The organism is Dyadobacter subterraneus, assembly GCF_015221875.1.
Taxonomy (GTDB): domain Bacteria; phylum Bacteroidota; class Bacteroidia; order Cytophagales; family Spirosomataceae; genus Dyadobacter; species Dyadobacter subterraneus.
In genome coordinates this window covers 2,068,108-2,091,041 of sequence record NZ_JACYGY010000001.1, presented here as the reverse complement: position 1 = coordinate 2,091,041, position 22,934 = coordinate 2,068,108, and the positions used below count along the sequence as shown (strand labels likewise).

19 protein-coding genes are annotated in these 22,934 nt (G+C 37.5%); 9 read left to right on the top strand and 10 right to left on the bottom strand.

The features are described from left to right. Positions 1–165 precede the first annotated feature (165 nt). Positions 166–681, top strand: a complete 516-nt coding sequence (locus IEE83_RS08625) for a DUF4304 domain-containing protein (protein WP_194120190.1) — start codon at positions 166–168, stop codon at positions 679–681. Between the two features lie 536 nt (positions 682–1,217). Beyond that, on the top strand, positions 1,218–1,532 hold the full coding sequence (locus tag IEE83_RS08620) for a ribonuclease E inhibitor RraB (protein WP_194120189.1): 315 nt from the start codon (positions 1,218–1,220) through the stop codon (positions 1,530–1,532). Between the two features lie 359 nt (positions 1,533–1,891). Here the strand turns inward: IEE83_RS08620 and IEE83_RS08615 are convergent, their stop codons facing one another. Continuing rightward, positions 1,892–2,365: a helix-turn-helix domain-containing protein gene (locus IEE83_RS08615; protein WP_194120151.1), complete on the bottom strand. Its 474-nt coding sequence runs from the start codon at positions 2,363–2,365 to the stop codon at positions 1,892–1,894. A 56-nt stretch (positions 2,366–2,421) separates the two neighbouring features. Between IEE83_RS08615 and IEE83_RS08610 the strand changes: the two genes are divergently transcribed. The 4 genes from IEE83_RS08610 (at position 2,422) to IEE83_RS08595 (ending at position 6,716) form a co-directional block, all read left to right on the top strand. Further along, positions 2,422–4,089 (top strand): ISL3 family transposase, encoded by a 1,668-nt coding sequence (locus tag IEE83_RS08610; RefSeq protein ID WP_194120152.1) that lies wholly within the window; start codon positions 2,422–2,424, stop codon positions 4,087–4,089. Between the two features lie 175 nt (positions 4,090–4,264). After that, on the top strand, positions 4,265–5,026 hold the full coding sequence (locus IEE83_RS08605) for a hypothetical protein (RefSeq protein ID WP_194120188.1): 762 nt from the start codon (positions 4,265–4,267) through the stop codon (positions 5,024–5,026). 274 nt (positions 5,027–5,300) lie between these two features. Further along, positions 5,301–5,837, top strand: coding sequence for a hypothetical protein (locus IEE83_RS08600; RefSeq protein ID WP_194120187.1), 537 nt, complete (start codon positions 5,301–5,303; stop codon positions 5,835–5,837). 171 nt (positions 5,838–6,008) lie between these two features. Next, positions 6,009–6,716 carry a hypothetical protein gene (locus tag IEE83_RS08595; protein WP_194120186.1) on the top strand — a complete coding sequence of 236 codons (708 nt, stop codon included), beginning with the start codon at positions 6,009–6,011 and terminating at the stop codon, positions 6,714–6,716. A gap of 144 nt (positions 6,717–6,860) precedes the next feature. Here IEE83_RS08595 and IEE83_RS08590 read toward each other — a convergent pair whose 3' ends face one another. Then, the gene (locus IEE83_RS08590) at positions 6,861–7,448 is read right to left on the bottom strand and encodes an FEKKY domain-containing protein (protein WP_194120185.1); all 588 of its coding nucleotides are present in this window, start codon (positions 7,446–7,448) and stop codon (positions 6,861–6,863) included. A 196-nt stretch (positions 7,449–7,644) separates the two neighbouring features. Here IEE83_RS08590 and IEE83_RS08585 point away from each other — a divergent pair, with 196 nt between their 5' ends. Next, positions 7,645–7,902: a hypothetical protein gene (locus IEE83_RS08585; RefSeq protein WP_194120184.1), complete on the top strand. Its 258-nt coding sequence runs from the start codon at positions 7,645–7,647 to the stop codon at positions 7,900–7,902. Positions 7,903–8,226: 324 nt separating this feature from the next. Here the strand turns inward: IEE83_RS08585 and IEE83_RS08580 are convergent, their stop codons facing one another. The 5 genes from IEE83_RS08580 to IEE83_RS08560 form a co-directional block, all read right to left on the bottom strand. Beyond that, entirely contained in the window at positions 8,227–9,012 is a 786-nt protein-coding gene (locus IEE83_RS08580; RefSeq protein WP_310588574.1) for a serine hydrolase domain-containing protein, read from the bottom strand. Next, positions 9,000–9,626: a hypothetical protein gene (locus tag IEE83_RS08575; protein ID WP_194120183.1), complete on the bottom strand. Its 627-nt coding sequence runs from the start codon at positions 9,624–9,626 to the stop codon at positions 9,000–9,002. Before IEE83_RS08575 ends, IEE83_RS08580 begins: the two co-directional genes overlap by 13 nt. Before the next feature lie 526 nt (positions 9,627–10,152). Then, positions 10,153–11,088, bottom strand: a complete 936-nt coding sequence (locus IEE83_RS08570) for a polysaccharide deacetylase family protein (protein ID WP_194120182.1) — start codon at positions 11,086–11,088, stop codon at positions 10,153–10,155. A 249-nt stretch (positions 11,089–11,337) separates the two neighbouring features. Next, positions 11,338–13,668, bottom strand: a complete 2,331-nt coding sequence (locus tag IEE83_RS08565; protein ID WP_194120181.1) for an ABC transporter permease — start codon at positions 13,666–13,668, stop codon at positions 11,338–11,340. A 1,011-nt stretch (positions 13,669–14,679) separates the two neighbouring features. Beyond that, on the bottom strand, positions 14,680–15,246 hold the full coding sequence (locus IEE83_RS08560) for a recombinase family protein (protein WP_194120180.1): 567 nt from the start codon (positions 15,244–15,246) through the stop codon (positions 14,680–14,682). A 437-nt stretch (positions 15,247–15,683) separates the two neighbouring features. Here IEE83_RS08560 and IEE83_RS08555 point away from each other — a divergent pair, with 437 nt between their 5' ends. Together IEE83_RS08555 and IEE83_RS08550 are read left to right on the top strand one after the other, a co-directional pair. After that, positions 15,684–17,021: a C10 family peptidase gene (locus IEE83_RS08555; protein ID WP_194120179.1), complete on the top strand. Its 1,338-nt coding sequence runs from the start codon at positions 15,684–15,686 to the stop codon at positions 17,019–17,021. Positions 17,022–17,026: 5 nt separating this feature from the next. Beyond that, complete coding sequence (locus tag IEE83_RS08550) at positions 17,027–17,479, top strand: hypothetical protein (RefSeq protein ID WP_194120178.1); 453 nt, start codon at positions 17,027–17,029, stop codon at positions 17,477–17,479. Between the two features lie 714 nt (positions 17,480–18,193). On the opposite strand, the gene IEE83_RS08545 is transcribed toward IEE83_RS08550, so the two are convergent. The 3 genes from IEE83_RS08545 to IEE83_RS08535 form a co-directional block, all read right to left on the bottom strand. Continuing rightward, entirely contained in the window at positions 18,194–19,126 is a 933-nt protein-coding gene (locus tag IEE83_RS08545; protein ID WP_228101733.1) for a virulence RhuM family protein/type II toxin-antitoxin system death-on-curing family toxin, read from the bottom strand. A gap of 254 nt (positions 19,127–19,380) precedes the next feature. Further along, complete coding sequence (locus IEE83_RS08540) at positions 19,381–20,601, bottom strand: site-specific integrase (protein WP_194120177.1); 1,221 nt, start codon at positions 20,599–20,601, stop codon at positions 19,381–19,383. Between the two features lie 290 nt (positions 20,602–20,891). Beyond that, entirely contained in the window at positions 20,892–22,115 is a 1,224-nt protein-coding gene (locus IEE83_RS08535) for a site-specific integrase (RefSeq protein ID WP_194120176.1), read from the bottom strand. Positions 22,116–22,934 lie beyond the last annotated feature (819 nt).

The following is a 22,934-nucleotide window of genomic DNA, read 5'->3' as shown; positions in this document are numbered from 1 at the left end:
GTCTCATTCAGTTGGTGCCTCAAAAACAGTCGATTTAAAGAGCATTTCACAAAAACCTCGGTTTTTAGCTATCTACAAACTGAGGTTCCAGAGAATCGACAGATAAGCATTGTGAGTATATCTTCTGATAAGCTTCCTCTTTAACCTATTTAATATGCCCATAAGATGAATGCAAAGGAGAAACAAACACAATTTATTAAAAATTATTTGAAGCCGACTTTGAAAAAATCTGGATATCTGACCAGTGGACAAACTTGGTGGAGAGACAAAGGTGATTTTTTTAATGTCATTAACCTTCAAAATTTCTCTTGGAACTCTAAAGACAGTGTTGATTTTAGATTTAATATAGGTATTGCATTAAAAGCTACCGTTAAAGACGAGCTAAAGAAAAAGGCGACTATTTATGATTTAACAACTCATATTAGTCATGAAGCTTTTATTCCAGATTGGAAAAGTAGAGATTTGGATAATAGTAATAATAATAACTGCTATTCTATAACTGAGACAACGGACTTGACTGATTTTATTTTATCAATGCAGCATGATTTTGAAGAACATATTCTGCCAGGACTTGAGGAACCGCAAAATTTAACTGACTGTATGAAATTTTACGAACGATTTCCTTTGCATCTAAACTCTTTAAAAAGAGCAATAACAGAAAACAAACTTCTACAAATTTGAGGAATAGATACTTGCATATTATGTGTTGGTTACTTATAATCCAGAACGCAGTGGAAAAGTGCTTTCGCCTGGTACTATACCAAGAACTTAACTTAAAAGCCCATCATCCCCTTGTTCTATGTTCCGTCACTTAATATAAAAAGCGTTGTTAATCATAAATGACTTTACAAAGACTTCGTGGAATTCATCGTATGCTCAAATTCCATTGCGAGTCTCAGTAATCCACCGTTTAAATACCGATAAAACGACATTTTGTGCGTTTGTTAATAGCCCCACAAGTATATTTAACAACATATTACTTACAACAATACAAAGTGCATATTTTGTATGGAAAATGCGTCAATGGGCAAGTTACAAGGAACAGTATGACGACCGTGCTGATCTATGACATGAAAGAAAAATAATTGCAGGACTGACTTTACTAACGACAACAGTAATTCTAATGGGAATATTTGACTTTTTAAAAGCAAAATCTAACAACAGGCAAATTTGTTAGCGAAGCTTCTTTCAATGGGAATCGTGACAAGCAAATGCAAATGACACTGCAGACACTTGATCAATTAAGAAAACTTAGCGTCCCGGCTGACAAGGAATTAAAACTTGAATATTTCTTTTACACCAACACAGAAGACAAAGCCGAGCAACTGGCGATTGAAATCGCAAAATTAAATTACATTGTACAACACGGTGCTTCCGCAGGCGATAAGAAACTATTTATAGTAACTGGTTGGACAGCTAGAATGAAAATGGCAGACGACGTTGTAAAACAGTGGACAAAACAAATGTGTGAACTAGGCTATAAATTTGACTGTGAATTTGACGGTTGGGGAACAGAACTAGACCAAGAATAATTATACAATATTACACGGACGACAATAACGGCAGCTTGTTAACAAATGACAGGTTTTAGTTTCATTCTTCACCTCCTTTGCACTATCCCACGAACTTCACTGAAACACAGAAGAGCCCCTTGTTCTGTGTTCTGTCATTTAACATAGAAAGGCTATAAAATACCAATCATTTCACAAAAAAACTATTTGTGAGACATTCATCGTATGGTCAGCTACCAATGCAAGTCTCACAAATACCACCGTTTTAATCTATTTTTTGTGAGACGGCCAAATACGCTGGATATTCCGGACCAATGAGAGCCACTTTTTCCTCGGAACTTGGGCTCTTCGTCAATTTTGGTGAAAAATATCTTTAAATATTACACATTATTTTTTGCTACATATCCTTCCTCTTTCCGGAATTCTACACCAATTCTGTTTAGTAATTTATAAACCTGGGCACTTTGATATCTTGTATTATAGGTGCTATTTATCCATTCCAGTAATATCGGCCCTGACCATCTTTTTCTGTCATACCCGTATTTCGTTGGCAGTTCTTTCAAGACAACAGATCTGATATTTTCCAGATCCGATTCCGATAAAATTGACTTCCGCCCGCGACCAGATAAATCGTAAAGACCAATTACTCCACTTTCCTCAAATCTGTGTACCCAATTTGTAACCTGCTTAAAGCTTATGCCATATATTTTCGCCACCTCTCGGCTAGATAAGCCCTTTGCAACCTGATACACCATATTTAACCGGGTTGCTACGACGAAACCAGAATCACTGTTTAGTAACTCCTTGATCTCCTCTGGTTTGGATCGTGTGATTTTCAGAACTGGTTTGCCCATATTTTTGATTTTAGACTTAAATATATTAATTATATGTGTACTTAATTAATATAATAATGTCGATATCTCATTTTGTACTTCCTGCTGGTATCCGTTTCGGACAGGTATCTATCAAACATAACAGCTCCGGTGTATTAATAACTGCCCTGTCTGCCCAAAAGTATTCGCCATGTCCCATCTGTAATGTGCGAAGTAAAACTATTCATAGCTATTACCATCGGAAGTTGGCAGATTTATCAATTGCAGGAAATAAGGTTCAGGTCTTGCTGCATTGCAGAAAGTTTTTCTGCGGTAATACAAAATGTTACCGAAAAGTATTTACTGAAAGATTTACAAATGAGCTATTAACTTATGCAAGACGATTTTGCAGAACTACAAAAACACTTGCAAAAATTGGGTTAGAACTGGGTGGAAATAAAGGATCTGCAATAAGCAGAGCTATTGCCTGTCCGATAAGTCCGGCAACAATGATAAGAACAGTCAAAAAAATTTGTTATTGTACGGATCAGCAGACTTCCGGAGTGATTGGTGTCGACGACTGGGCCTTTAAAAAAGGGAGAAATTATGGAACTGTCATAGTTGATCTGGTTAATGCCAGAATAGTCGATTTATTAGGTGACAGGGAAGCTGAGACTTTGGCCAACTGGCTTGAAAAGCATCCGGAAGTACATACTGTTTCGCGTGATCGCGCCAGTGCCTATGCGCTCGGAATTCGTAAAGGGGCGCCACAGGCAGTCCAGGTGGCTGATCGCTTCCATCTCCTTGTTAATCTACGTGATGCACTTCAGCGATCGTTTCACAAACACAGTGCCGTTTTAAAGGCGGCTTTTAAAGAATTTACTGAACAAAAAAATCCTGACAAACCGCAGTATGTTGAGGAAATTAGCGAACATTCCATTATTAAACCAAGTGTCCATACCCCGGAAAATACCTCATTATTTACAGGTAATGTAAGTTTACAAAGGCAGTTTAAATTTGAAAAAGCCAAAGAACTTTATTCTAAAGGTTATGACATCGGACCTATTGCCAAGCACCTTAACGCAAGTAGGAGATCGATAAGAAAATACATTCGTCTCGATGTGTTGCCAGCAAGAACAGAGCCTGTTTACTCTCCATTAATGAGTAACTTTGACAAGTTTAGGCAGTACTTAAGTGCAAATTATAAGCCGGGCCTTACAACATACAGACAATTGCATCAAACTATTGTTGCAAATGGATTTAATGGGAAATACAGCAGCTTTTGTGACAGGATGAACCAACTTGTTAAAGGGGGAGAAATGCAATTTGTGTCTCAAAACGAAAACATAGCTTTAAAACCACTGCCTGACATTAAAATTTGGTCAATTACGAAATTGTCCTTTATGGCCCTTTCCGATGTGGATAAACTAAACGTCACAGACAAAGAATTTCTTGATTTTTTATACAGATCATCCAGTATTATAAGTGAAGCATCAGAACTTGCAAGTCAATTCAAAAAGTTATTTTATACAAAGGAACCCGGAAGTCTACAAAAATGGATTGAACGAGCGATAAAGTCAGATTCAAGCCTGAAAACATTTGCAAAAGGAATACTCCTGGATTATGAAGCTGTGAATCAGGCCGTCATATCGAGTATCAGTAACGGGCAAGTTGAAGGACAAGTAAATAAACTTAAAACCATTAAGAGAAAAATGTACGGAAGGGCTGGATTTGACCTTTTAAAGACAATGGTACTCGCAAATTAATTCACCAAAATTGAAGAAGAACCCAAGTATCCCGGAATTTCCAAATACGCATCATGAGTAAATTCTCCATTCGGCTTCTTTTGAAAAGTACAAAATACCCATTACATATTTGGTGTTAAAAGTACATCAATCGGCGAGTTGTGCGTCAGCACATGTAGCACCTAAACGAATTAAAATGCATTTAATCGAAAAAACAAAACAATTCTTCAAGGAAAAATTGGACACAATTAGTCAACTTGACTTTGGGTGGGATAATAGACTTTATGACTTTTACTTAATATTTGGACAGAATGAAGAGAACAAATCCCCTTGGATAACAACTAATTGGGAATCAGATTTTGAGCCCTATTTTAACTTGCTCATAAAACAAACCGCATGTTCTAATGATTCAGGAATAAGAGCAACAAAATACAAATCTGAAAAGAGATTTTCCAAAAAGGACAATAAGGAATTTATTTATCATTCAGATATAAAATTAGGAAGATTGAAATGGGACAATAAATCTCACGGTAAATGGACGACACCTGACAATATTGAAAACTACTTTCTCAATTTTGAACTATGGACACCCATATGGACAATTTGCGACAAGAGGCAATCTCCTCCTGACATTTATATCTCAATGTCCAATCAAAGGGATTTTGAAAACAAGCTTGATATTAAATTTGGGTATTTCATTGTTGTTGCAATCGCTAAGAACTTACAAATTGATTCAAAACCCATTATAAAGAAGTTATCAGAAAGAATAAATTCGAAAGCGACAATTTTGAAAACAAGAAAATGGGATAAACCTGAGAAAGCAGGAGACTGGACTTTTTCAAATTGGATTCAAGACACTTTTAGCAACGGTATTTACAAAGGACAAAGTTTACACACCTTTGACTTTGGCGAATTAGAATTTGAACCAGTATGGGAAATAATATATCGGCAAAAATAGAATGCTGGACCCATACATCGATGTCTGTTTTACACAGATTTATTTCAATTGAGGCGGATTGGAGAGGGATGTGTTTCACGATACCTAAAAAGCACAATTGCCAGTGTCGATAAATTCCTCACGAAGCCCTCGTTCGTGAGACAGCCTCCAAATGCTCAGCTAACGATAGAATTCTCAGATAAACCACCGTTTAAATAGAAGTCTTTGACAGGCAACATTTTGATATTAAATTGGTTGCACGGAATTTTGAAGCAAGCCAAATCAGTTAACAACGATGAAAAAGCGCATTGTGAAAATTAGTAATTTTATTTTTAAGAGTATTCTCTTGATTTCACCCCTTCTCTTTATTGAGAGTTGTTCTCAAAAAAAAGAATTTGTAGAGATTGCGTCTGGCTTTTGGGAAGATCCTAGTATCCCTAAGATGGCAATCGAAATAAACCTTAACGGAGACTGTTACTACCAAGTTATCCCAGAAAATGATACAGGATCGTATTATTATAGTAAAATTTCTTTGAACGAGGCAAAGGTAATTTCTGATTTTGTAAAAAGTAGAATTAGTTCAACTGATTCCCTTTCAATATTTCAAGATAACGATGCTGTGGTTGCAGAATTTTTGATATACAATGAAGAAAGTTTTCGGCACGGATTTAAATACTTTGTGACAGGGACTGACGGAGATTCAATTAAAAATTTTATAAAATTGATTAAAACATCGCCTGATTTTAAGCTAATACCTTTCCACAAGTTTTATACCAAGATGCAAAACGAGACACTTCCTGTACCTCCTCCCGCACCTATTCCTGATAGATGAATAAACCATATGATAAACGACAGTTTAAATAGAGCTAATGACAGAATACGCTGTTAATCGTTTCAACAAAATCCTTATGTATCAATGATATGTGCCCTGCATTTACATTTTCTTATTTAAAAGAAAGTAAATTGTCACATTATCTGCAAATCTGAACCAACACTATCATATATGAATTTCAAAGGGGGCGTAATAATTATAGGTTCTTTACTTTGGGAGGAGACACCTATTAGACAAAAATGGAAGGCTTTGAACCTGCAAAGTGTAGACTTCAAACAAATGGTTTCAGTACCCATTCGTTATGGCAGGCAATCGTCAATGAGGAGTGATACCTTTACCATAATTTTTTCTAACCACATTTCGACCCAAAAAGGACAAGCCTATATCTTAGGCTTCAAAGAGAGAATTAAAAACGCCAACAATTTACAAAGCCAAGCTTTCGCCCTGGGAGCAGTAGAAGGTTTTTGGGAAACAGAAAATCCATCTATAAATAAAAGGTGGGGTACGGTTGGATTATTAATAAATCCGAATATTGATTTAAAAGATAAAAAGAATGCAGATGTTATCCGCAATTGGTGGACAAAACTATATCAAACATATACTGAGACTTTTGACAATTCACAATACCGGATTGAAGACAGCGAAGCCCCTGTTATTGACAAAAATGGTTTTTTACAGATACCGTGGACAAGCGAAATGGATGACTTTGACTTTTTAATCGCAACACCCATCGCCCCTAAACCCCACAAGCTCTTGACCTCAAAAGAAATTGCACTCCAAATGATAGCGAAAAATTACCGCACGTACTTTGACAAAAACAGAGAGAATAAAATTCACACCTTTCAAGACTTAGAAATTTTAAAACATCTAGACAAATGAAAATAATATCGCCGTGTGAATAGAAATAATGATCTTGGGGCTATCTTTAAATTCTATTTTGTTTAAAGTTTTCTCTCTAAAACGACCGTTTAAATCGACGTTTACGGAAATGAAATATTGATGTTAAATACTTCGGAATAATATTCATTTATATCCTGGTACGTTGGGACGAAAATCTTTGCGCCAGTGTCTTCCAAATTTATTATCTAAATGTTGAAAAACTGCTTGGTTGTACATTACCAAACAGTCAAATGGATATTGAATCAAATCCCCAAATTCGTAAAACTGGACTTTATACTTCTTACTAAAACGCTTTTGACTAAAGTAAGTAATGGGAGGATCACCACTCTGTAAGAACAATTTTAACTTACCAATACTAATATCGAATAGAGCGCAGTTCTGATTTATTTCAGTGCAACTGGTATGGACTGGCCAATCCAAACCAAGGAGGTCCGTATTTCCTATAGTTACAAGAGTATCATTACTGCCTCGATCTAAGGCTTGAAAGTAAATTTTATAAACACCGGAAGGTAAATCTATAATTTGAAAATTGCCTGAGCTGTCACTACGTGTACCTATATTAGTTTGATAGGTAATCTGACAATATGGAATTGGGTCACCGGTTAACTCTGAAACGACCAGACCTGATATTTTTAGCGATCCAGTGGATAACGTTTGAGCACTCGACGCGAATGATATAATTAATAAAAACGATGATAGCAGCTTACGCATTTTCATTGCTTATTTATAAGTGATCGATTAAACTTACAAAAGTTTAAATATAAAAGCCATTAAACCTTGTTTCTTGCAGTAAGAGTGCACAAACTGTCTATTTAACGACCGTTTTTGCGGACTCATGATAGAGTATATATTTATATAATTTAATAAATAAATTCAAAGTTGATTAGAATTAAACCTAATTTCAAAAATGAATAATAATGTTACCATGGCAGATATAGATCGCTCCCTAACTCCAGGAGACCGATTGTTTATTCAAACAGGAAGTCAACTTGGCTGGCTAAATCAAGCATTTCAGGGATTCGGAGATTTTGCCGACTGCTATCAAAATTGCGCACTTACTTTAATTGATGGTGCATTGCAAGATAGGTCACAAAGGGACTACAACATTTACCCCATCCTGTTCTTAATTAGACACTATGTAGATCTTAATCTTCTCTTTTGTTGAAGGAAGTTTCCCCTTTCTCATTTAAAGGCTCTCAATTTTCAAATGGTTAGATTTGATCTAAAAAAAGTGTTGTACAAACAAACGTTGCTTAGAATATACAAGCAAACGGCCTTTTTAATGATTGAAGAAATCTCGAAAAATCAATAAAGGGCAGGTCGTTTTGCCTTGAATTGATTGATTTAGTAAATAATAATAATTATTTAGCACACGGAAGGCAATAGTCTATTAATGGTCAATCTGCCGCGGAATTATATGTTCAACACCTCAGTTCAAAGACTGGCTGCAAAGCCGCATACAACGCATAGTAAGAAGGCAGGTAGACGATTAACGGTAATTTGTAAACCCCTTCAGAATGTATTTGGCTAAGAGCTCATCAGCCGGCGACTGCTGATTAAAATTGCCACCTGTAATTATTGTAACCATGTTTTGCGCAGGCCAAATATAAATTCGCTGACCTCCATTACCCTGAGCGGCGAAACCATCAAACCGTGTGCCCCCGGCGTTCAAATATTTCAACCACCACAAATAACCGTAATTTACATTTTGTACTACCGAATGCTTTGTTAAAGATGCAGTAATCCAATCCTCAGAAATTAGTTGTTTATTATTCCACTTACCTTTGTTTAGGTATAACAGACCGAATTTAGCCATATCTCGTGGGCGTAGTGAAAGCTGACAATAGGTTTCAGCACTCGAAGAATCTGGCTGAAAGTACCAATCAAATTTGGTAATGCCTAGTGGCGAGAACAACGTTTGTCTTGCAAATTCAGGAAGCTTTAACTTAGTTTGCTTTTCAATAATTCGTCCAACCGTTATAGGGTTGCCGGAGCAATACATCCCCTTACCTCCCGGGACATCACTCATGGGTAAATCCAATGTATATTTTACCCAATCCGCAGAATAATCCATATCGGTTTCACTGCCCACCGCTTGTGAATTGGTTATATCACAATCCAGCCCACTTTGGTTAGCTAATAGGTTTTCAATGGTTATCCTCTGCTTTGCATCTGAGTTGTTGTTAATCTGGTATTCAGGAAAAAAAGGTAAAACAGGGTCACTTACACTTTTGATCAATCCCTTGTCAATCGCTATTCCGGTTAAAGCAGAAATAAAGCTTTTAGTAGCAGATCTAAGCTGATGCAGCGTCTTTTGGGTATATTCATAAAATACTCCTCAAAAATTAACTTGTCATCTTTTATGATCAGTACAGAGTGAATATTAGGATAAGTTCCGTTGATAATTTTTCGAGTCATCTCATTCAACAACGTAGAATCTAAACCTACCTGCCAGAGATCGCCAACATTTAACCCATCTTTTGCTGCAACAGGTCGGTGATAATTGTAAGTTTTCGCGGATTGTCCAAGCCGGGGATACCACATCTGCGTTGGAAAATGAAGCGTGTCGCTTAGTTGTTTAAACTGCTGTTTTTTAACCGAATAAGCTATAACTTTCCCATCTGAATTTCTTTGAAAACTGATGGTATCGTGACTTTGATTTCTAAACAGGTTGAGATCAATGGGAAACAATGGGTAGCGGCTCTCTGCAATAATGGCGTACAACAAAGAATCCCGGGGTGACGCAGCAATCTTAAGCGTCGTTTGATTTTGATATTGATATAGGCCCTGGAATTCCTGAAGTTTTTGGTAGGATCTAAAAGCAGGTTCCTGGGCCCGACCGGTAAAAGACAGTATTAATAAGACATAAAGGATTAAATACTTATTCATATGCGGGATCAGTAGTAATTATTGGATTCGCCTCAATTAATCAAAGACTGTACCAAATAAATAAAACGCCCCAGCGTATCATTATTGCATTAATTTGGTTTAGGTCATGTCCGTTACCGGACACTACTGTTCGATTTTAAATTCCAGAATAAACGAAGCGAAAACCACTGTGTTCTCTGTATAAAAATACGTTGTTTTTAGACGGATATGGCCTTCTCATGTAACAACCGTTAAATAAGATTGTCAGAGGTAAACTAAACTATATAATATATAATTTGCTGTATATCAATAAATTATATTATAATTTACTTTTGACCCGAATCGGCAGTTAAAAAGTTACACAATGTGTAACTTTTTAACAAGTACGAATAGATAAACTTTGAAATGATGATATTACTTCCTCTTTGATGGGTTTACAGTTCTGGCTGTGGTTATTCTGATTGGGGTTATTATAAATCTTGGGCTATACAGGCGCAAGCAAGCAAACTATGCAAGGGGTTTTAATACGCCATTTCCCAAGACCCATTCATAAGCCTAGTTTATCCATCATCGGCCTTTCATAAACAACATCTTCTGCCGGGTATCGCAGCACACCTTCAAATTTACCGGATTGCTTTGCAAGTGCCCAGACAAGGCTTTCTCCCGCCGGAACGATAGAAGGCATTTCTTGGTAGATTTTATCTTGATAAGCCACATCAGCATCTACGACTTCCCATCCGTTTTCTTTAAAATGCTGGATCAAATCGTCCAGGAAGAGAGCAGCAGCCAGGTTATGATGTAGCAGTATGACGTGGCTTATTTTTCTACCAGTTAGTTTGGTCGAAAGTGAATCATAGTATAAGGCGCGGCTCATCAGGTGATCCTTATAGTAAGCTCGGTACCCCGAAACATCAGCTTTGGGATTCTCCCTTAACCGCTTTACCAGCCGACTGTCAATGTACCAATCAGATGCATCGATTGAAACATGCCCATTTTTGTATCCACTTTTCTTCATAACCTCCCTGAACCCACTTACTTTTCCAGTTGTATTACCTTCTTTCAGATAGGGAAACCGAAAGTAGGGATAGAAATTGGAATACTGCTTGATGATCGAATCATTAGCTACAAACTCCCGCTTGAAATCATCAAGACTGGTATTCTTGCTGTTGAAATTGGGATGGGTCAATGTGTGATTTCCAATCAGATGTCCCGCCTTGTTCCAGCTCGACAATACATATTTCCCCTTTTCATCGGTTTTATTGGCACCTGATGAAAAAAGGATAACTTTCACGCGATGCTTTCGCAAATGGCTGATCAACAACTCGTTCCATTCTACCAATTTATATCCGGGAAAATCGTTTGTTTGCCCGTCGTCAAAAGTAAAAGCTATTTTGGGCCTGTTATTGGAGACGACCTGAGCGTCTATCCCAAATCCAGCAATGGAATACATTACCAGTGTTACCAGCAAAAATTCAATTTTCATAAGAGTGATGTTATTCGGATTTGAGGCTCTTAACCGGATTGACAATGGCAGCTCTAAAAATCTGATAAGCTACGGTAATTAATCTAAAATGCCTAATAATGAATATGCTCATAGAGCCGCGAATTCTGGCCAGTTCACAAGGCCGCTTTCCCTCCAAGAATCGTAAACATAATGATCGACACCGCTACGATTTTGAAGTGAGATTTTAACGGTAACTACATCCAGCAACGACGTTTAAGAATTTTGGACTCAATCACTCCTTAAATTGTCGATCGGGTTAGCTGCCGCCGCCCTTACGGATTGAAACCCGAGGGTAAGGCCGGTCATTATAAACAGCACAAAGGCCGTAATGCCATAAAGCCAAAATGATATTTCAATTTTGTAGGCAAAGTCATTGATCCATTTATTAGCGATGATAGATGCCGCAGGCAATGCCAGCACGTAAGAAGCAATTAAAGGATTTCTAAATTCTTTACTGAGCAACAAGACGATGCCAAGTTCGGAGGCACCTAAAACTTTGCGCACGCCTACCTCCTTGGTTCGATTAAAAATAGAGTAAGCAACAATGCTAAATAATCCGAATCCAGAAATAATTACAATCAAAATGCAAAACACGAGAAAAACCCTACTGCTTGTCGTATCGGATTTATGCAAAAGGTCGTACCTGTCCTTCAATGTATCGTATTGAAAAGGTATTTCCGGATTGTTTTGTTTCCAGATCATCGATATCTGTCTCAACACTTCTTGCCGAGATCTTTCCGGTGAGAGCCGAAGCGCCATTTCGAATCGGTGATAGCCAACCTTCATAACTACCGGTTTCACCACCTCGTGAAGAGATCCAAAGTTAAAATCCTTTACAACACCTATCACTTTATAAGTGGCGTAAACCGAATCCCGTTCGTTTTGTATGGATAGTTCAAGCGCCAGTGGATCTTTTTCTCTGGCGTTCTTCGTAAAATGTCTGGCAGCTGTTTCATTGATAATAATTGACTGAATATCATTTTCATGGACGTGAGAGAAGTTTCTTCCGGAAATCAGCTGTATTCCCATTGTTTGGATAAAGCCCTCGTCGACAGTCAGCCAGTTCGCGGGCGCGGCCAACCGGTCATGCTGATCTCTGGAAGGAAAAGTTACCTTGGGACTGCCCCATCGGTTCTGCGCAGGAGTATAGCCCGTAATTGAAGCATTAATAATACCCGGTATTGTCAGCAAATGGTTTTTGAATGCAACAATCTTATCGATTGATCCAAGCATGTAAGGATTGGATAGGGTTATGATGTTTTCCTTATCAAATCCCAGACTTTTGTTATTGAGAAAACTGACCTGATGGTAGGAAACCACACTCAGCGTAATCATAATGGTGGAAATCGAAAATTGAAGCACTACTAACCCTTTTCTCCACCCAAAAATGGAATGCTTCTCCTTTACTTTACCTTTCAATGCATCCATGGCTTTGTACGAGGACAGATATAGTGAAGGGTAAAAACTGGCTATGATAGGTATAACAACAAAAAACCCAAATAGCAGGGACAAAATATTCGCATCGAGCAAACTTTCCGGAGCAAAGCGCTTGGAAGTCATTGCGCTGAAATCCCTTAGAAAAAACAAGACTACTAACACTGCAATAAGTATTGCAAGTAAGGTACTTATTGCAGTCTCCAAAAGAAATTGATATCGTAACTGCCTGTTAACCGCCCCGATTGCTTTCCGTACGCCGATTTCTTTTAACCGTCCAAAGGATCCTGCCGTATAGAGGTTGACAAAATTTGCCAACGTCATGATCAACAACAATAAAGAGACGAAAACAAGCGAATAGATATTTTTGATATTGCCGACGTACCCATTTTCATCTCCAAAGTTTGAAAACAAGTGGATTTTTGTGATCGGTTGCAGATTGAGCTCTGTATTGCCACTCCCCGATAATTCCTTATGCATTTTAAGTTTACTTTTGAGGAGCTCAACATTCGCATTTGTTGCCAGCAACGCATATGTATAAACCTTGCTTTTGTCCCCCATCCAATCCCTGTGCCCGGTTGGCACCGAGGCAAATAGCTCCGATTCAAAGTGGGAATGGCTCGGAAAACTTTCAAACACGCCAGTGATGTTTAATGGTATGCGGCCGTCCAGGGACAATGTTTGCCCAATTACCGATTTTTTTTTCCAGCCATTGCCAAACAGCCTCTTTGCAATTTTCCTACTGATTATGATGGAAGATGGATTGATGAGGCATGTCGCCTGGCTTCCCGCTAAAAGATCAATCGCGAATACCTTGGTAAAAGATGAGTCGGTGTAAATGATCCCTTCCTTAAATGCAGTTGCATTGTGATAAAGAAAAACATCGTCCTTTGATAGCAGTCGGGTAGTACGCTCAACTTCCGGGAATTTTTGCAGCATAGTTGTTGCAACATTCCCGTCTGTTTGTGCAGAAAGATATTCTGAACCTTCTTGCTTATACTTTGAAGTGATCCGAAATAAGCTGTCTTTTCTTTTATGGTACTGATCATACTTCAACTCATCCGCGACGTAAAGCGCAATCATGAGCGCTCCTGCAATCCCGAACGTAAGGCAGGTTACGTTCATTATGGTAGAAAATCTACGGTTGAGTAAAGACCTTAGTGCTATTCTGAAATAATGTCTGATCATAATGTTCAATAAAACGGCCTAACTATGTTCAATTTGCGGAACTAATTATGGGCTACACGCCGGAGAAAAGAACTTATCTGTCTTTCCTGTTCCTTCCTTCACAATTCAGTAAGTGCGGTCCGCGAATGGAAGAAAAAAAAGTCTTTTAGAAAGCGTTAAAAAACTATACCAGAACGAAAAATTTACTGAATATCAGTGCGTTAATACCTTTTTTCAGTATAAGTTTTGTTCATAATTGAACACTGTTGTCCGGTTTCAAAATCATTAATTTGCCTTCCGACGGAAATTGGCCTGAAAGGGAATCCTCAGTCGCCGATCCAGAGAGCGGATAAAATAACCAATCTTTATAATCTTGCCTGGTAGGTTCTGTTTTATGGTAATAATGCATAGCTGAGTTACTATGACTGAACAGCTGAGAATATTCGTACTTTTTCGGATCAGACAAGCCTTCTAAAATTTTAGCCTGGTTCTCATATAGTTTCAGATCAGGGTGTTTTTATATAAAGCAGTTCCTTTTTGATAGGCAATTAAATGAAAAAGCAAGAGAATATCACCAAACGGGTTGGCTATATGCAAGGGTATCCACCCCGGATAAAGAACAAAATCCTGAAACCAGCTGAACCAGTTAAGGGATTACGCCCAAAGGCGAAACTTTGAAATCATTGGCAAATATATAGATTATGCATCCGGTCGGAAGTTGCTTACGGAACGGTATTATAATTATCTGGCTAAGAAAAAGGAATAATATCAAACCGCTATTTCCCGTCCAGTTGTAACGAAAATCTCCATATCAACAGACTGGGAAAATATTTGTTTAATACAAATCCAGATCTTGGCGACAATGGTTTACGGCCATTAATAAAGTCAAAACTAAAAACGTAGTTCCTTAACGCCGTTTTTCGCCCATTTGTAAGAAAAACCTCAAAGTTGAGAACAACGCAAACTCAATTAATTTCCTTTTCCTAATTGTTTGCGATATCGTTTTACACTGGAAATACTAACACCAGTCAAATTTACAATTTCGGTAACCGAAAGCCCTTTCTCAAATCCTTTTTTTACTTTTTGAAAATTAACATCATTAACACCACTAGGCCTGCCAATGTGTTTTCCTTTTGCCTTCGCCAACAGCTGGCCCGCTTTCGTTTTTTCAAGAATCATTTCTCGGTCATACTCTGAAAGCGCAGCAAAAATACCGATAACCATTTTTCCGGCAGGAGTCGAAGAATCGATCCCAAGATCCAAGGCTTTAAAAATGATACCAATTTTTGAAAATTCACCGACCAAATTAATGAGGTGATCCCTGCTCCTACCTAACCGCGAAAATCGAGAAACAACAACAGTATCTCCTTCCCTCAATATGGCCATCATTTCATCCAATTGAGGACGTTTAACTGAAAGCCCACTGATTTTTTCTTGGTATATTTTATCGCAGCCAAATTTTTCCAAAGCCTCAATTTGTGTGTCCGTATTTTGATCAACGGTAGAAACCCGGGCGTATCCAAAAACTTTATTCATTGGTATCAAAAAGTTAGTCTCACAAATATAAATCAAAATTGGTGACTGAACCTACTTTTTGAACCCGATTTTAGGATGACTTTTTTATTTTGTGAGCTACAATTTGAAAGTCCAGAAAGGTATGGCTTTTTGAGCTAATTAATTAAGTACTGATAACGTCAAATAAGAAGGGACTTCATTTGACCGAATTCTGATAAAACCAATTTTAACGGAATACACCCCAAGCAGCGGATAGGAAATCTTTTACCGTAAAATAATTTTATTAATAATAATTAGAATAATAGTCATAACTATAATAAACAATTAGTTACATTTACCGATAGAATACTTTCACTTAATGTGTAAATTATATTTGATAAATTGGTAGAAGTAGTTGTATAAAGTAGTTATTTGTTTAAGTCAATTTTCTATTTTTCTCACTCTTTCCCTTCCCTAGCATGAAAAAAATTATAGTCCTCTTTTTTATTTTTATCTTATCAGTATCATTATTTAAATGTAAACAGGAAATAATTTCTGATGATTTAGTCAATAATAAATCTTTGAGAATTTCAAGTTTTGAAGTTGATAAAGAAACTGCATTGAAAGTCGCACACAAAATTTACAGAAGTCAGCAAAATTTGAAAAATGAGCGATTATCCAATGAGATTGATACTACAAGCTTCGTAAGTACAACAAAGCAAGTGAAAGATAAAGAAGGAAATTTAATAATGTATTTAATTGAAATTTCAAGGTTTGTTAAAGACTCGTCAAATTCAAAATATGAAGAGCGTTTTTTTGTAATTTCCGCAGATAGAAAAGTCACGCCCGTATTGGCAATGGGTGAGAATAAAATTGACTTTGATGGTGATAATCCGGGACTGAAAATATGGAGGGATTATGTTGGTGGAATTATTGTCGATGCAAAAAAGACCTTATCAAAACCTAATCCTGAAATTGACGCTCTTTGGCAAAAATATGCGGAAACTGGTGTAACGGCCCGTCTGATGGGTTCTCCATATGATGATTGTACAGACCCTCCTTGCCCAGGTGGGCCATGTCCTTTGGATGAATACTCTGAAACCTCGGTACTATTACCGACGAGTTGGGGCCAAGGAGAAGTTTACAATTATTTCTGTCCAACCAAGTCTAGTTGCGATTGTGGTAAAACAACTCCGGGATGTGGAGCCGTTGCGGCAGCTCAAATTATGAATTTCTATCAAAAGCCAAATACTTATGTACAAGGCACGAGTAATTATAATATCTATTATCCACTGCCAAATTCTGTAACCTACAATAGTGTTATTAATTGCTTACCAAACTCTTCTGAGATAATGATTGCGGGGTTAATTAAGAGGGCGGCCGGAGATATGTATATGACTTATGGTTTTTCTGGATGTGCATCATTTAATTGGCGAGAAGACACAAAAAAGGCTTTTCAGGCTGCTAGTTATTCCAATATGGGCACCAGAAAAAGTTGGAATGATTACGGGGTAATTGATGCAATAAGATACGAAATTGAAGGGGGGCACCCAGCAATAATGGATGCTACTACTAAATTTCTAGGTTTTAATGACTGGCATATTTTTGATCTAGACGGCTTCCGACGTTATAAAACTTATTATAAGCAAGATCCGAACAACCCGATGAGTGGCTGTTTGGGATATGAATATTACTATTTCCATATTAATTGGGGGTGGAATGGAAGTGATAATGGTTTTTATGGATTAAATAATTTTACTGGTAGTGGAAATGTTTATGACACAGCGTTGAATGTTACTTACGGAATGAGACCTTAATCTATATGGAAAAGATTTTAACAAAATATATAATTTTTTTTGCGGCTATCAGTATGATTTCATGTGAAAAAAATTACAGACTAGAAGCCAATAACCGACTGACACAGAAGAGTTATATTGCTACTAAAACGTATAATACAAATACAAAAGTGAGCACTGACCTTACTTCTAATATCAAGCAAAATTTGACCTTTGGAAGCGCGGATACCTTAAAAGTCATAAGAAATGATTCGGTTGTTATGCAGTTGACAAATTATGGTTTTGTCGAATGGATTGGAAATGAAAAGGACGGAAAGGCACTGTACAGTGGGATTAATTCGGAAGGTAAATGGTTTGTCTTATTTACAATAGATTTTGACGAGCCGAAAACATCACCTATTACAGCCGGAGTGTTCATGCAAAATGAATATCGGCCCAATGCAGACACATTATGGACTTATTATGTTCCTGGGCTGTAACTTTGGCATAAATCACATTTCTAAATAATATGAATTCTGGGAAAGAATTTATATTATTTCCCAGATATTAGAAAACCGAATTCAATATCAAAATTTTATTAACAAACCGTTGCAAAATCATTCTGCAACGGTTTTCTTTTAATTTATCTTATTTCAAGAACTTTAAACCACATGTAATGAAGATTGCGGCGTTCTATCTATAGTATGTGTACGAGTTCAGTTCTAAATTCCTCCCATTTTAAAAGTTTACAGTCTAACAGGACTATCCGCTTCAGATCCTAAATTTGCAAAATTTGGGAAAAGTAAAAAACGCAGGTAATTATGTAAGTGTCCATAATTATCAGACAGTTTGAAAGTACAGGAAAACCCCGATTTTCTCTAGTTTTTAATTGTCCAGTTTGCCGGGGGGAGGTCATTTGTTACACTTTGTTAAGACATTCATACACTTCAAGATCTTAATTGAATCTGCAATTTCAGCTAAAGTGCGAGTTATCTGTAATAGTCAACCCTAGATCTGACAGCGAGTTTTTTTAGAAATTTTTGAAAAGAATTTAAGAAGGGGCCGGGAAATTTTCGGCCCCTTCTTAATTTACATCGTTTGCGAGTTTTTGTCTTTACTATTGATATTATTCAACCAATCGGGTAATGAATCCGAAGCATCGAGCTTAAGAAATTGAAATTAGGCTTAATAATTCCTATTTAGCATACTAATAATCAATTTCTTAACCGTCTCCATTTCCTCAGGTTTACTTGCAGCAGCAAAAAGGTCAGACTTGCAAGTGCTTCATTGCTTATGATCGTAGCCCCAGATTTTGTTTTCAAAATATCGTTATTCTGTAAAAAAAGCAAAAAGCAAGCGGTAGCGATTCGCTTATTTCCGTCAACAAATGAATGGTTCTTAATGATCAAATAGAGTAATGTAGCTGCTTTTTCTTCAATTGAAGGATAGAAGTCGATATCTCCAAACCCTTTACTGATTTGTGCCACGGAGCTCTGAAAGCTATCATCCTTTTCCTTACCAAAAATATCAGAGTCGAAATCCCTTCTCAAGCTTTCAATTATATTTCTGTAATCCGATAAATCCGGAAATTCCTCCTGCCGAGTTGTGATACCTTTCGAATCCAATTTTTCATGATCATAGTCGTCCAGTAATTCAAGACCTTTGGCGAATTGATCAAGCAAGGTTAGGTCTGCATCCCCCATCTTTGTTTCAATTGCCCGGCTTAATATTCGGATTCCGTCCTTTAAGGTCTGAACCTCTTGTTGCTTTTGATTCAACCGTTTCTCGTTAATCGCATAACCTTGGATCAGATAATCTTTTAAACGCTGTGTTGCCCATTGCCGAAACTGAGTTGCTTTTGTTGAATTCACCCGGTAACCAACAGATATAATGACATCCAGGTTATACAAATGCATCTTTCTTTTCTTTCCGTCTGCTGCAACCTGTTCCAAAATGGAACAGGTTGCAGCAGGATCTAACTCACTAGATTTGTATATATTATTAATATGTTTTACGACAGCTGGACGTTGAACAGAGAATATCTCAGCCAACGAATGAGCGTCAAGCCATACGGTTTCTTCTCCAAATTTTACTTCTATTTGAGTTTGTCCGTCCTGGCTTTGATATATTTCAATTTGATTTTCCATTTTCTGGATTTAAAATTCAAGTTTACAATAAATTTATAATCTTTCTGGAGCAAGTTGCAGCCGGGGCTGATTGGTCAACACGCTGCCCTCAGAAGTCTTATATTTCAGAGAAAGTCTTCGATTTTTTCTCTGCCGCCCCCCCACAAATAAAAACAAGTACATGAAAGGCACCCATGTATGAATAAGATGTTTGTAATTATAACATCATTTAGGTACCGCAGGCATATTAACACCACCTGCGATACCAGTTAGTCTTAAACGTCTCTTAACTTCTCCTTGAGCGCCTTCATATCCTCACTGATCTTCACATCCAGAATCTTGGCATAAATCATCGTCTGCTTCAAAGATCGGTGTCCAAGCATTTTCAAGACCGTTTCAATAGGAACCTTGTTACTTAGCGTTACTGTGGTGGCGAAAGTGTGACGAGCAATATGAAACGTGAGTGTTTTTGAAATTCCGCATAAAGTAGCAATCTCCTTCAGGTAGGCGTTCATCTTCTGGTTACTTAAGACCGGAAGCACAACTCCCCGGTTACTACACAACGGATCATCTTCGTATTTCTTCATTATTTCCAAAGCCGTTGGGAGCAGCGGAATCCTGGTAGCAGCATCAGTTTTTTGTCTGGTCGTATCAATCCAGAGATCCCCATCCATTCCGCTGACAATGTCGGTACGCTTCAACTGCTTTACATCAACATAGGCAAGGCCGGTATAACAGCAGAAAAGAAAGATATCACGGACGTTACTAAGGCGATCCATTTCAAATGCCTTTTCTGTTAGGCGTTGAAGCTCCGCCCGCGACAACGGATTTTTTACAACTTCTTTTTTAGTCAGTTTGAATCCCTGGAACGGATCATTTTTCAGCCATTTGTTGTTAACGCAGATCAGTACAATCTTTTTAAGGTTAGACATGTACTTGATGGCTGAATTGCGATTGCAACAGCGGGCGCTTCGAAGCCAAAATGAAAATTCGGAGATGAATTCGAAATCAAGGTCGCGGATCTGCCGGTCATCCATTTTATACTTCCACTGAATAAATGAGCGCGTATGCTCAAGGTCGGTTTTGTACCTGCTTAATGTGAGTGGAGCAAACTCTTTTCCTACAAGTGCTGCCATCTGTTCGTTATGGTATTGAAAAACTTCCAGGATCGTCCTTGTTTCACTGCTTTTTCCAAGCAAAATATTTTTCAAAGCCTCGGCAGATAATTCTTTGTCATCTTCGATAAGCATTTTCTTTGCCTGACACACTTTGGAGCTCAGAGTGTCCAAATACGCGTTAAGGGTTCTTGAATCCTCCTTGTTGCCGATTGCACGCCCGGCGTCAATACTCCAGTTGGAGGGGCTCCAAAGCTGCTTTGTAGATAATTCTGCCGATTTCCCGTCGACTGTGATCCGAAGGTAAACATAACGTAAACCATCTTTTTGATTCTTGGCGTGTTTTAAATAAAACAACATACCGAAACTGTTTTCCAACATGACGCTAGCGTTTAAGTGATAAATATCGAGCCGCTGCGCTTTCAAATCAAGATGTGCAACAAATGAACATCTTGCAAATCAATAAGTTAACACTCCACAGCGTCTTTTTTTCGTTTTTCATTGAACTCCACGAATGACGCTGGAAATGATGGGAATTTTGGGATATCCCGAAAAGCAAAAAATGCACGTAAATCATTGATTTACAGGCATTTTATTGACTTTAAAAACTTCTAAATGGGAGGGAGACGGACTTAGAACCCTCGACCTCTGGAATGCCGGTTCCGCACGGGTTATGACGTTTTACTTCCGAGCAACTCTTTTAATTTATTCATATCATCACTAATTTTCTTATCAACAACCTTCGCATAAAGCTGTGTAGTTTTCAAATCCCGGTGGCAAAGCATTTTCGAGACGCTTTCAATGGGGACACCATTAGAAAGTGTTATAGTTGTTGCAAAAGTGTGTCTGGCCAAATGGAAAGTTATCGTTTTTGCGATGCCGCATTGATCAGCAATCTCTTTTAAATAAGAGTTCATTTTTTGGTTGGACAGGACTGGCAATAGCTGACCTTTGTTTACACACTGCGGATGATCTTCATAACGTTTTAGTAAGTCAATAGCCGTGGGAAGAATCGGTATACTGGACCGGGACTCGGTTTTTTGCCTTTTAATCAGAAGCCATTTCCCACCGTCAATACCATCAACAATTTCTGACCGTTTTAGTTTGTGAACGTCTGCGTACGCAAGTCCGGTGTAACAGCAAAAAATAAAAATGTCCCTCACCTGGTTTAAGCGATCCGCAGCAAATTTCTTATTAATGATATCAGATAATTCTTTTTCAGTTAAAGCCGTTCTATCTACCTCATGCTTTTGCATTTTGTAGGCGAAGAAGGGATCTTTTTCCAACCAGTCATTCTTTACACAGATCAAAACAATTTTCTTAAAATTAGCAAGATATTTCATTGTCGAATTGTGACCACATTTTCGAACACTTTTCAAATAAAATTCATAGTCGGTTATGAATTTAAAGTTAAGTTTCTTTAGGTCGATATCATTCTCCTTGAATTTCCATATTAGAAAATCCCTGGTATGCTGTAAAGATGTCTGGTATCTCTGAAATGTTCCATAAGCATAATCTTGCCCTACGAGCTTTTCCATTTTATCATTATGCTCCTGAAAAACCTCCATTAACATTACCGGCTTTTCGGCAATACCAAACCATCGATCTTTAAAAAGTTCGATCGAAATTGACTTTCCCTCTTGAATTATGGCTCTATGAATGGCATGGGCCTTTCCTCGTAAAGTATCCAAAAAAGAGTTTATGGCTTTTGCTTCACTGGATGTTCCTTTTACTTTTCCCGTATGCACTGACCACTTCTCCTCAGAAATCAATTGCTTGGTTGTAAGCTCGCACCGCTGTCCACCGATGGTTACCCGTAAATAAATTGGAACCAAATTTCCCTTAGTAGCCTTTAATTTTCGCGCATGAAAAATCATACTCATTCTTTTTTCCATAATCTCCACCTTTTTTATTCTAAAATGAAACCTCTTTTAATGACCTGGCAAGATGTTCACATGCCGTACATCTTACTGATTTTCAAAACTTTAAAGCAAATTCGGATACCTGGATTTGGAACTATCTTCGAGTACCCGAATTTCCCCCACAGGGATTAATAAAAATTGAATATTTTGGCTGTTGGAGAGAAAAGAAAAAGCCCGTAAATCGTTGATTTAGGGGCTTTTAAGTAATTTTGATCTTTCAATCAGTGGAGACGGAGGGATTCGAACACCCCATCTATATATCTAATAATCAACAAGTTAAAACAACAACAAAATGACTACTCACCGAATTGCTCACCTGAATATTAGAGCTACAATCTGATAGTAAAATTAATATTTTTCATTTAAGTATCCAAGGGTTCCAATCTTAATAACATATCAAAGAAAAATTTTATGTCTAAACAGGCTTGTTGTGGACGGGACTCGAACCTAACCAATATACTACTGTACATCAATTGATTACAAGCTGTGAATGTTCAAGACTACACGATTTACGCACTGGATTTCATATATTCTAATTGAAAATCTAAGTGCCCTGCTATAAAAAATATCCTGTCAAATTTATCTCGAATTGTTTGTAGCAATTCTTATTGTATAAAAATACCAAATGATGTCGAATGTTGCAATTCTTAACTCGTAAAAATATTATCACTCAAACTGATTGTTGAACATGCGGGTTAAGTGCCTTAAACATGTATTCGACTTTACTTAATATCTAAGCAGATGTCTAGCGCCTTCCTAATCATGACAAAAAGTATTTTTCATTGGAATCTC

Coding starts and splice junctions, on each gene's coding strand:
- IEE83_RS08625 (WP_194120190.1), top strand. CDS start 166: ATGAATGCAAAGGAGAAACAAACACAATTTATTAAAAATTATTTGAAG.
- IEE83_RS08620 (WP_194120189.1), top strand. CDS start 1,218: ATGACACTGCAGACACTTGATCAATTAAGAAAACTTAGCGTCCCGGCT.
- IEE83_RS08615 (WP_194120151.1), bottom strand. CDS start 2,365: ATGGGCAAACCAGTTCTGAAAATCACACGATCCAAACCAGAGGAGATC.
- IEE83_RS08610 (WP_194120152.1), top strand. CDS start 2,422: ATGTCGATATCTCATTTTGTACTTCCTGCTGGTATCCGTTTCGGACAG.
- IEE83_RS08605 (WP_194120188.1), top strand. CDS start 4,265: ATGCATTTAATCGAAAAAACAAAACAATTCTTCAAGGAAAAATTGGAC.
- IEE83_RS08600 (WP_194120187.1), top strand. CDS start 5,301: ATGAAAAAGCGCATTGTGAAAATTAGTAATTTTATTTTTAAGAGTATT.
- IEE83_RS08595 (WP_194120186.1), top strand. CDS start 6,009: ATGAATTTCAAAGGGGGCGTAATAATTATAGGTTCTTTACTTTGGGAG.
- IEE83_RS08590 (WP_194120185.1), bottom strand. CDS start 7,448: ATGCGTAAGCTGCTATCATCGTTTTTATTAATTATATCATTCGCGTCG.
- IEE83_RS08585 (WP_194120184.1), top strand. CDS start 7,645: ATGAATAATAATGTTACCATGGCAGATATAGATCGCTCCCTAACTCCA.
- IEE83_RS08575 (WP_194120183.1), bottom strand. CDS start 9,626: ATGAATAAGTATTTAATCCTTTATGTCTTATTAATACTGTCTTTTACC.
- IEE83_RS08570 (WP_194120182.1), bottom strand. CDS start 11,088: ATGAAAATTGAATTTTTGCTGGTAACACTGGTAATGTATTCCATTGCT.
- IEE83_RS08565 (WP_194120181.1), bottom strand. CDS start 13,668: ATGAACGTAACCTGCCTTACGTTCGGGATTGCAGGAGCGCTCATGATT.
- IEE83_RS08560 (WP_194120180.1), bottom strand. CDS start 15,246: ATGAATAAAGTTTTTGGATACGCCCGGGTTTCTACCGTTGATCAAAAT.
- IEE83_RS08555 (WP_194120179.1), top strand. CDS start 15,684: ATGAAAAAAATTATAGTCCTCTTTTTTATTTTTATCTTATCAGTATCA.
- IEE83_RS08550 (WP_194120178.1), top strand. CDS start 17,027: ATGGAAAAGATTTTAACAAAATATATAATTTTTTTTGCGGCTATCAGT.
- IEE83_RS08545 (WP_228101733.1), bottom strand. CDS start 19,126: ATGGAAAATCAAATTGAAATATATCAAAGCCAGGACGGACAAACTCAA.
- IEE83_RS08540 (WP_194120177.1), bottom strand. CDS start 20,601: ATGTTGGAAAACAGTTTCGGTATGTTGTTTTATTTAAAACACGCCAAG.
- IEE83_RS08535 (WP_194120176.1), bottom strand. CDS start 22,115: ATGGAAAAAAGAATGAGTATGATTTTTCATGCGCGAAAATTAAAGGCT.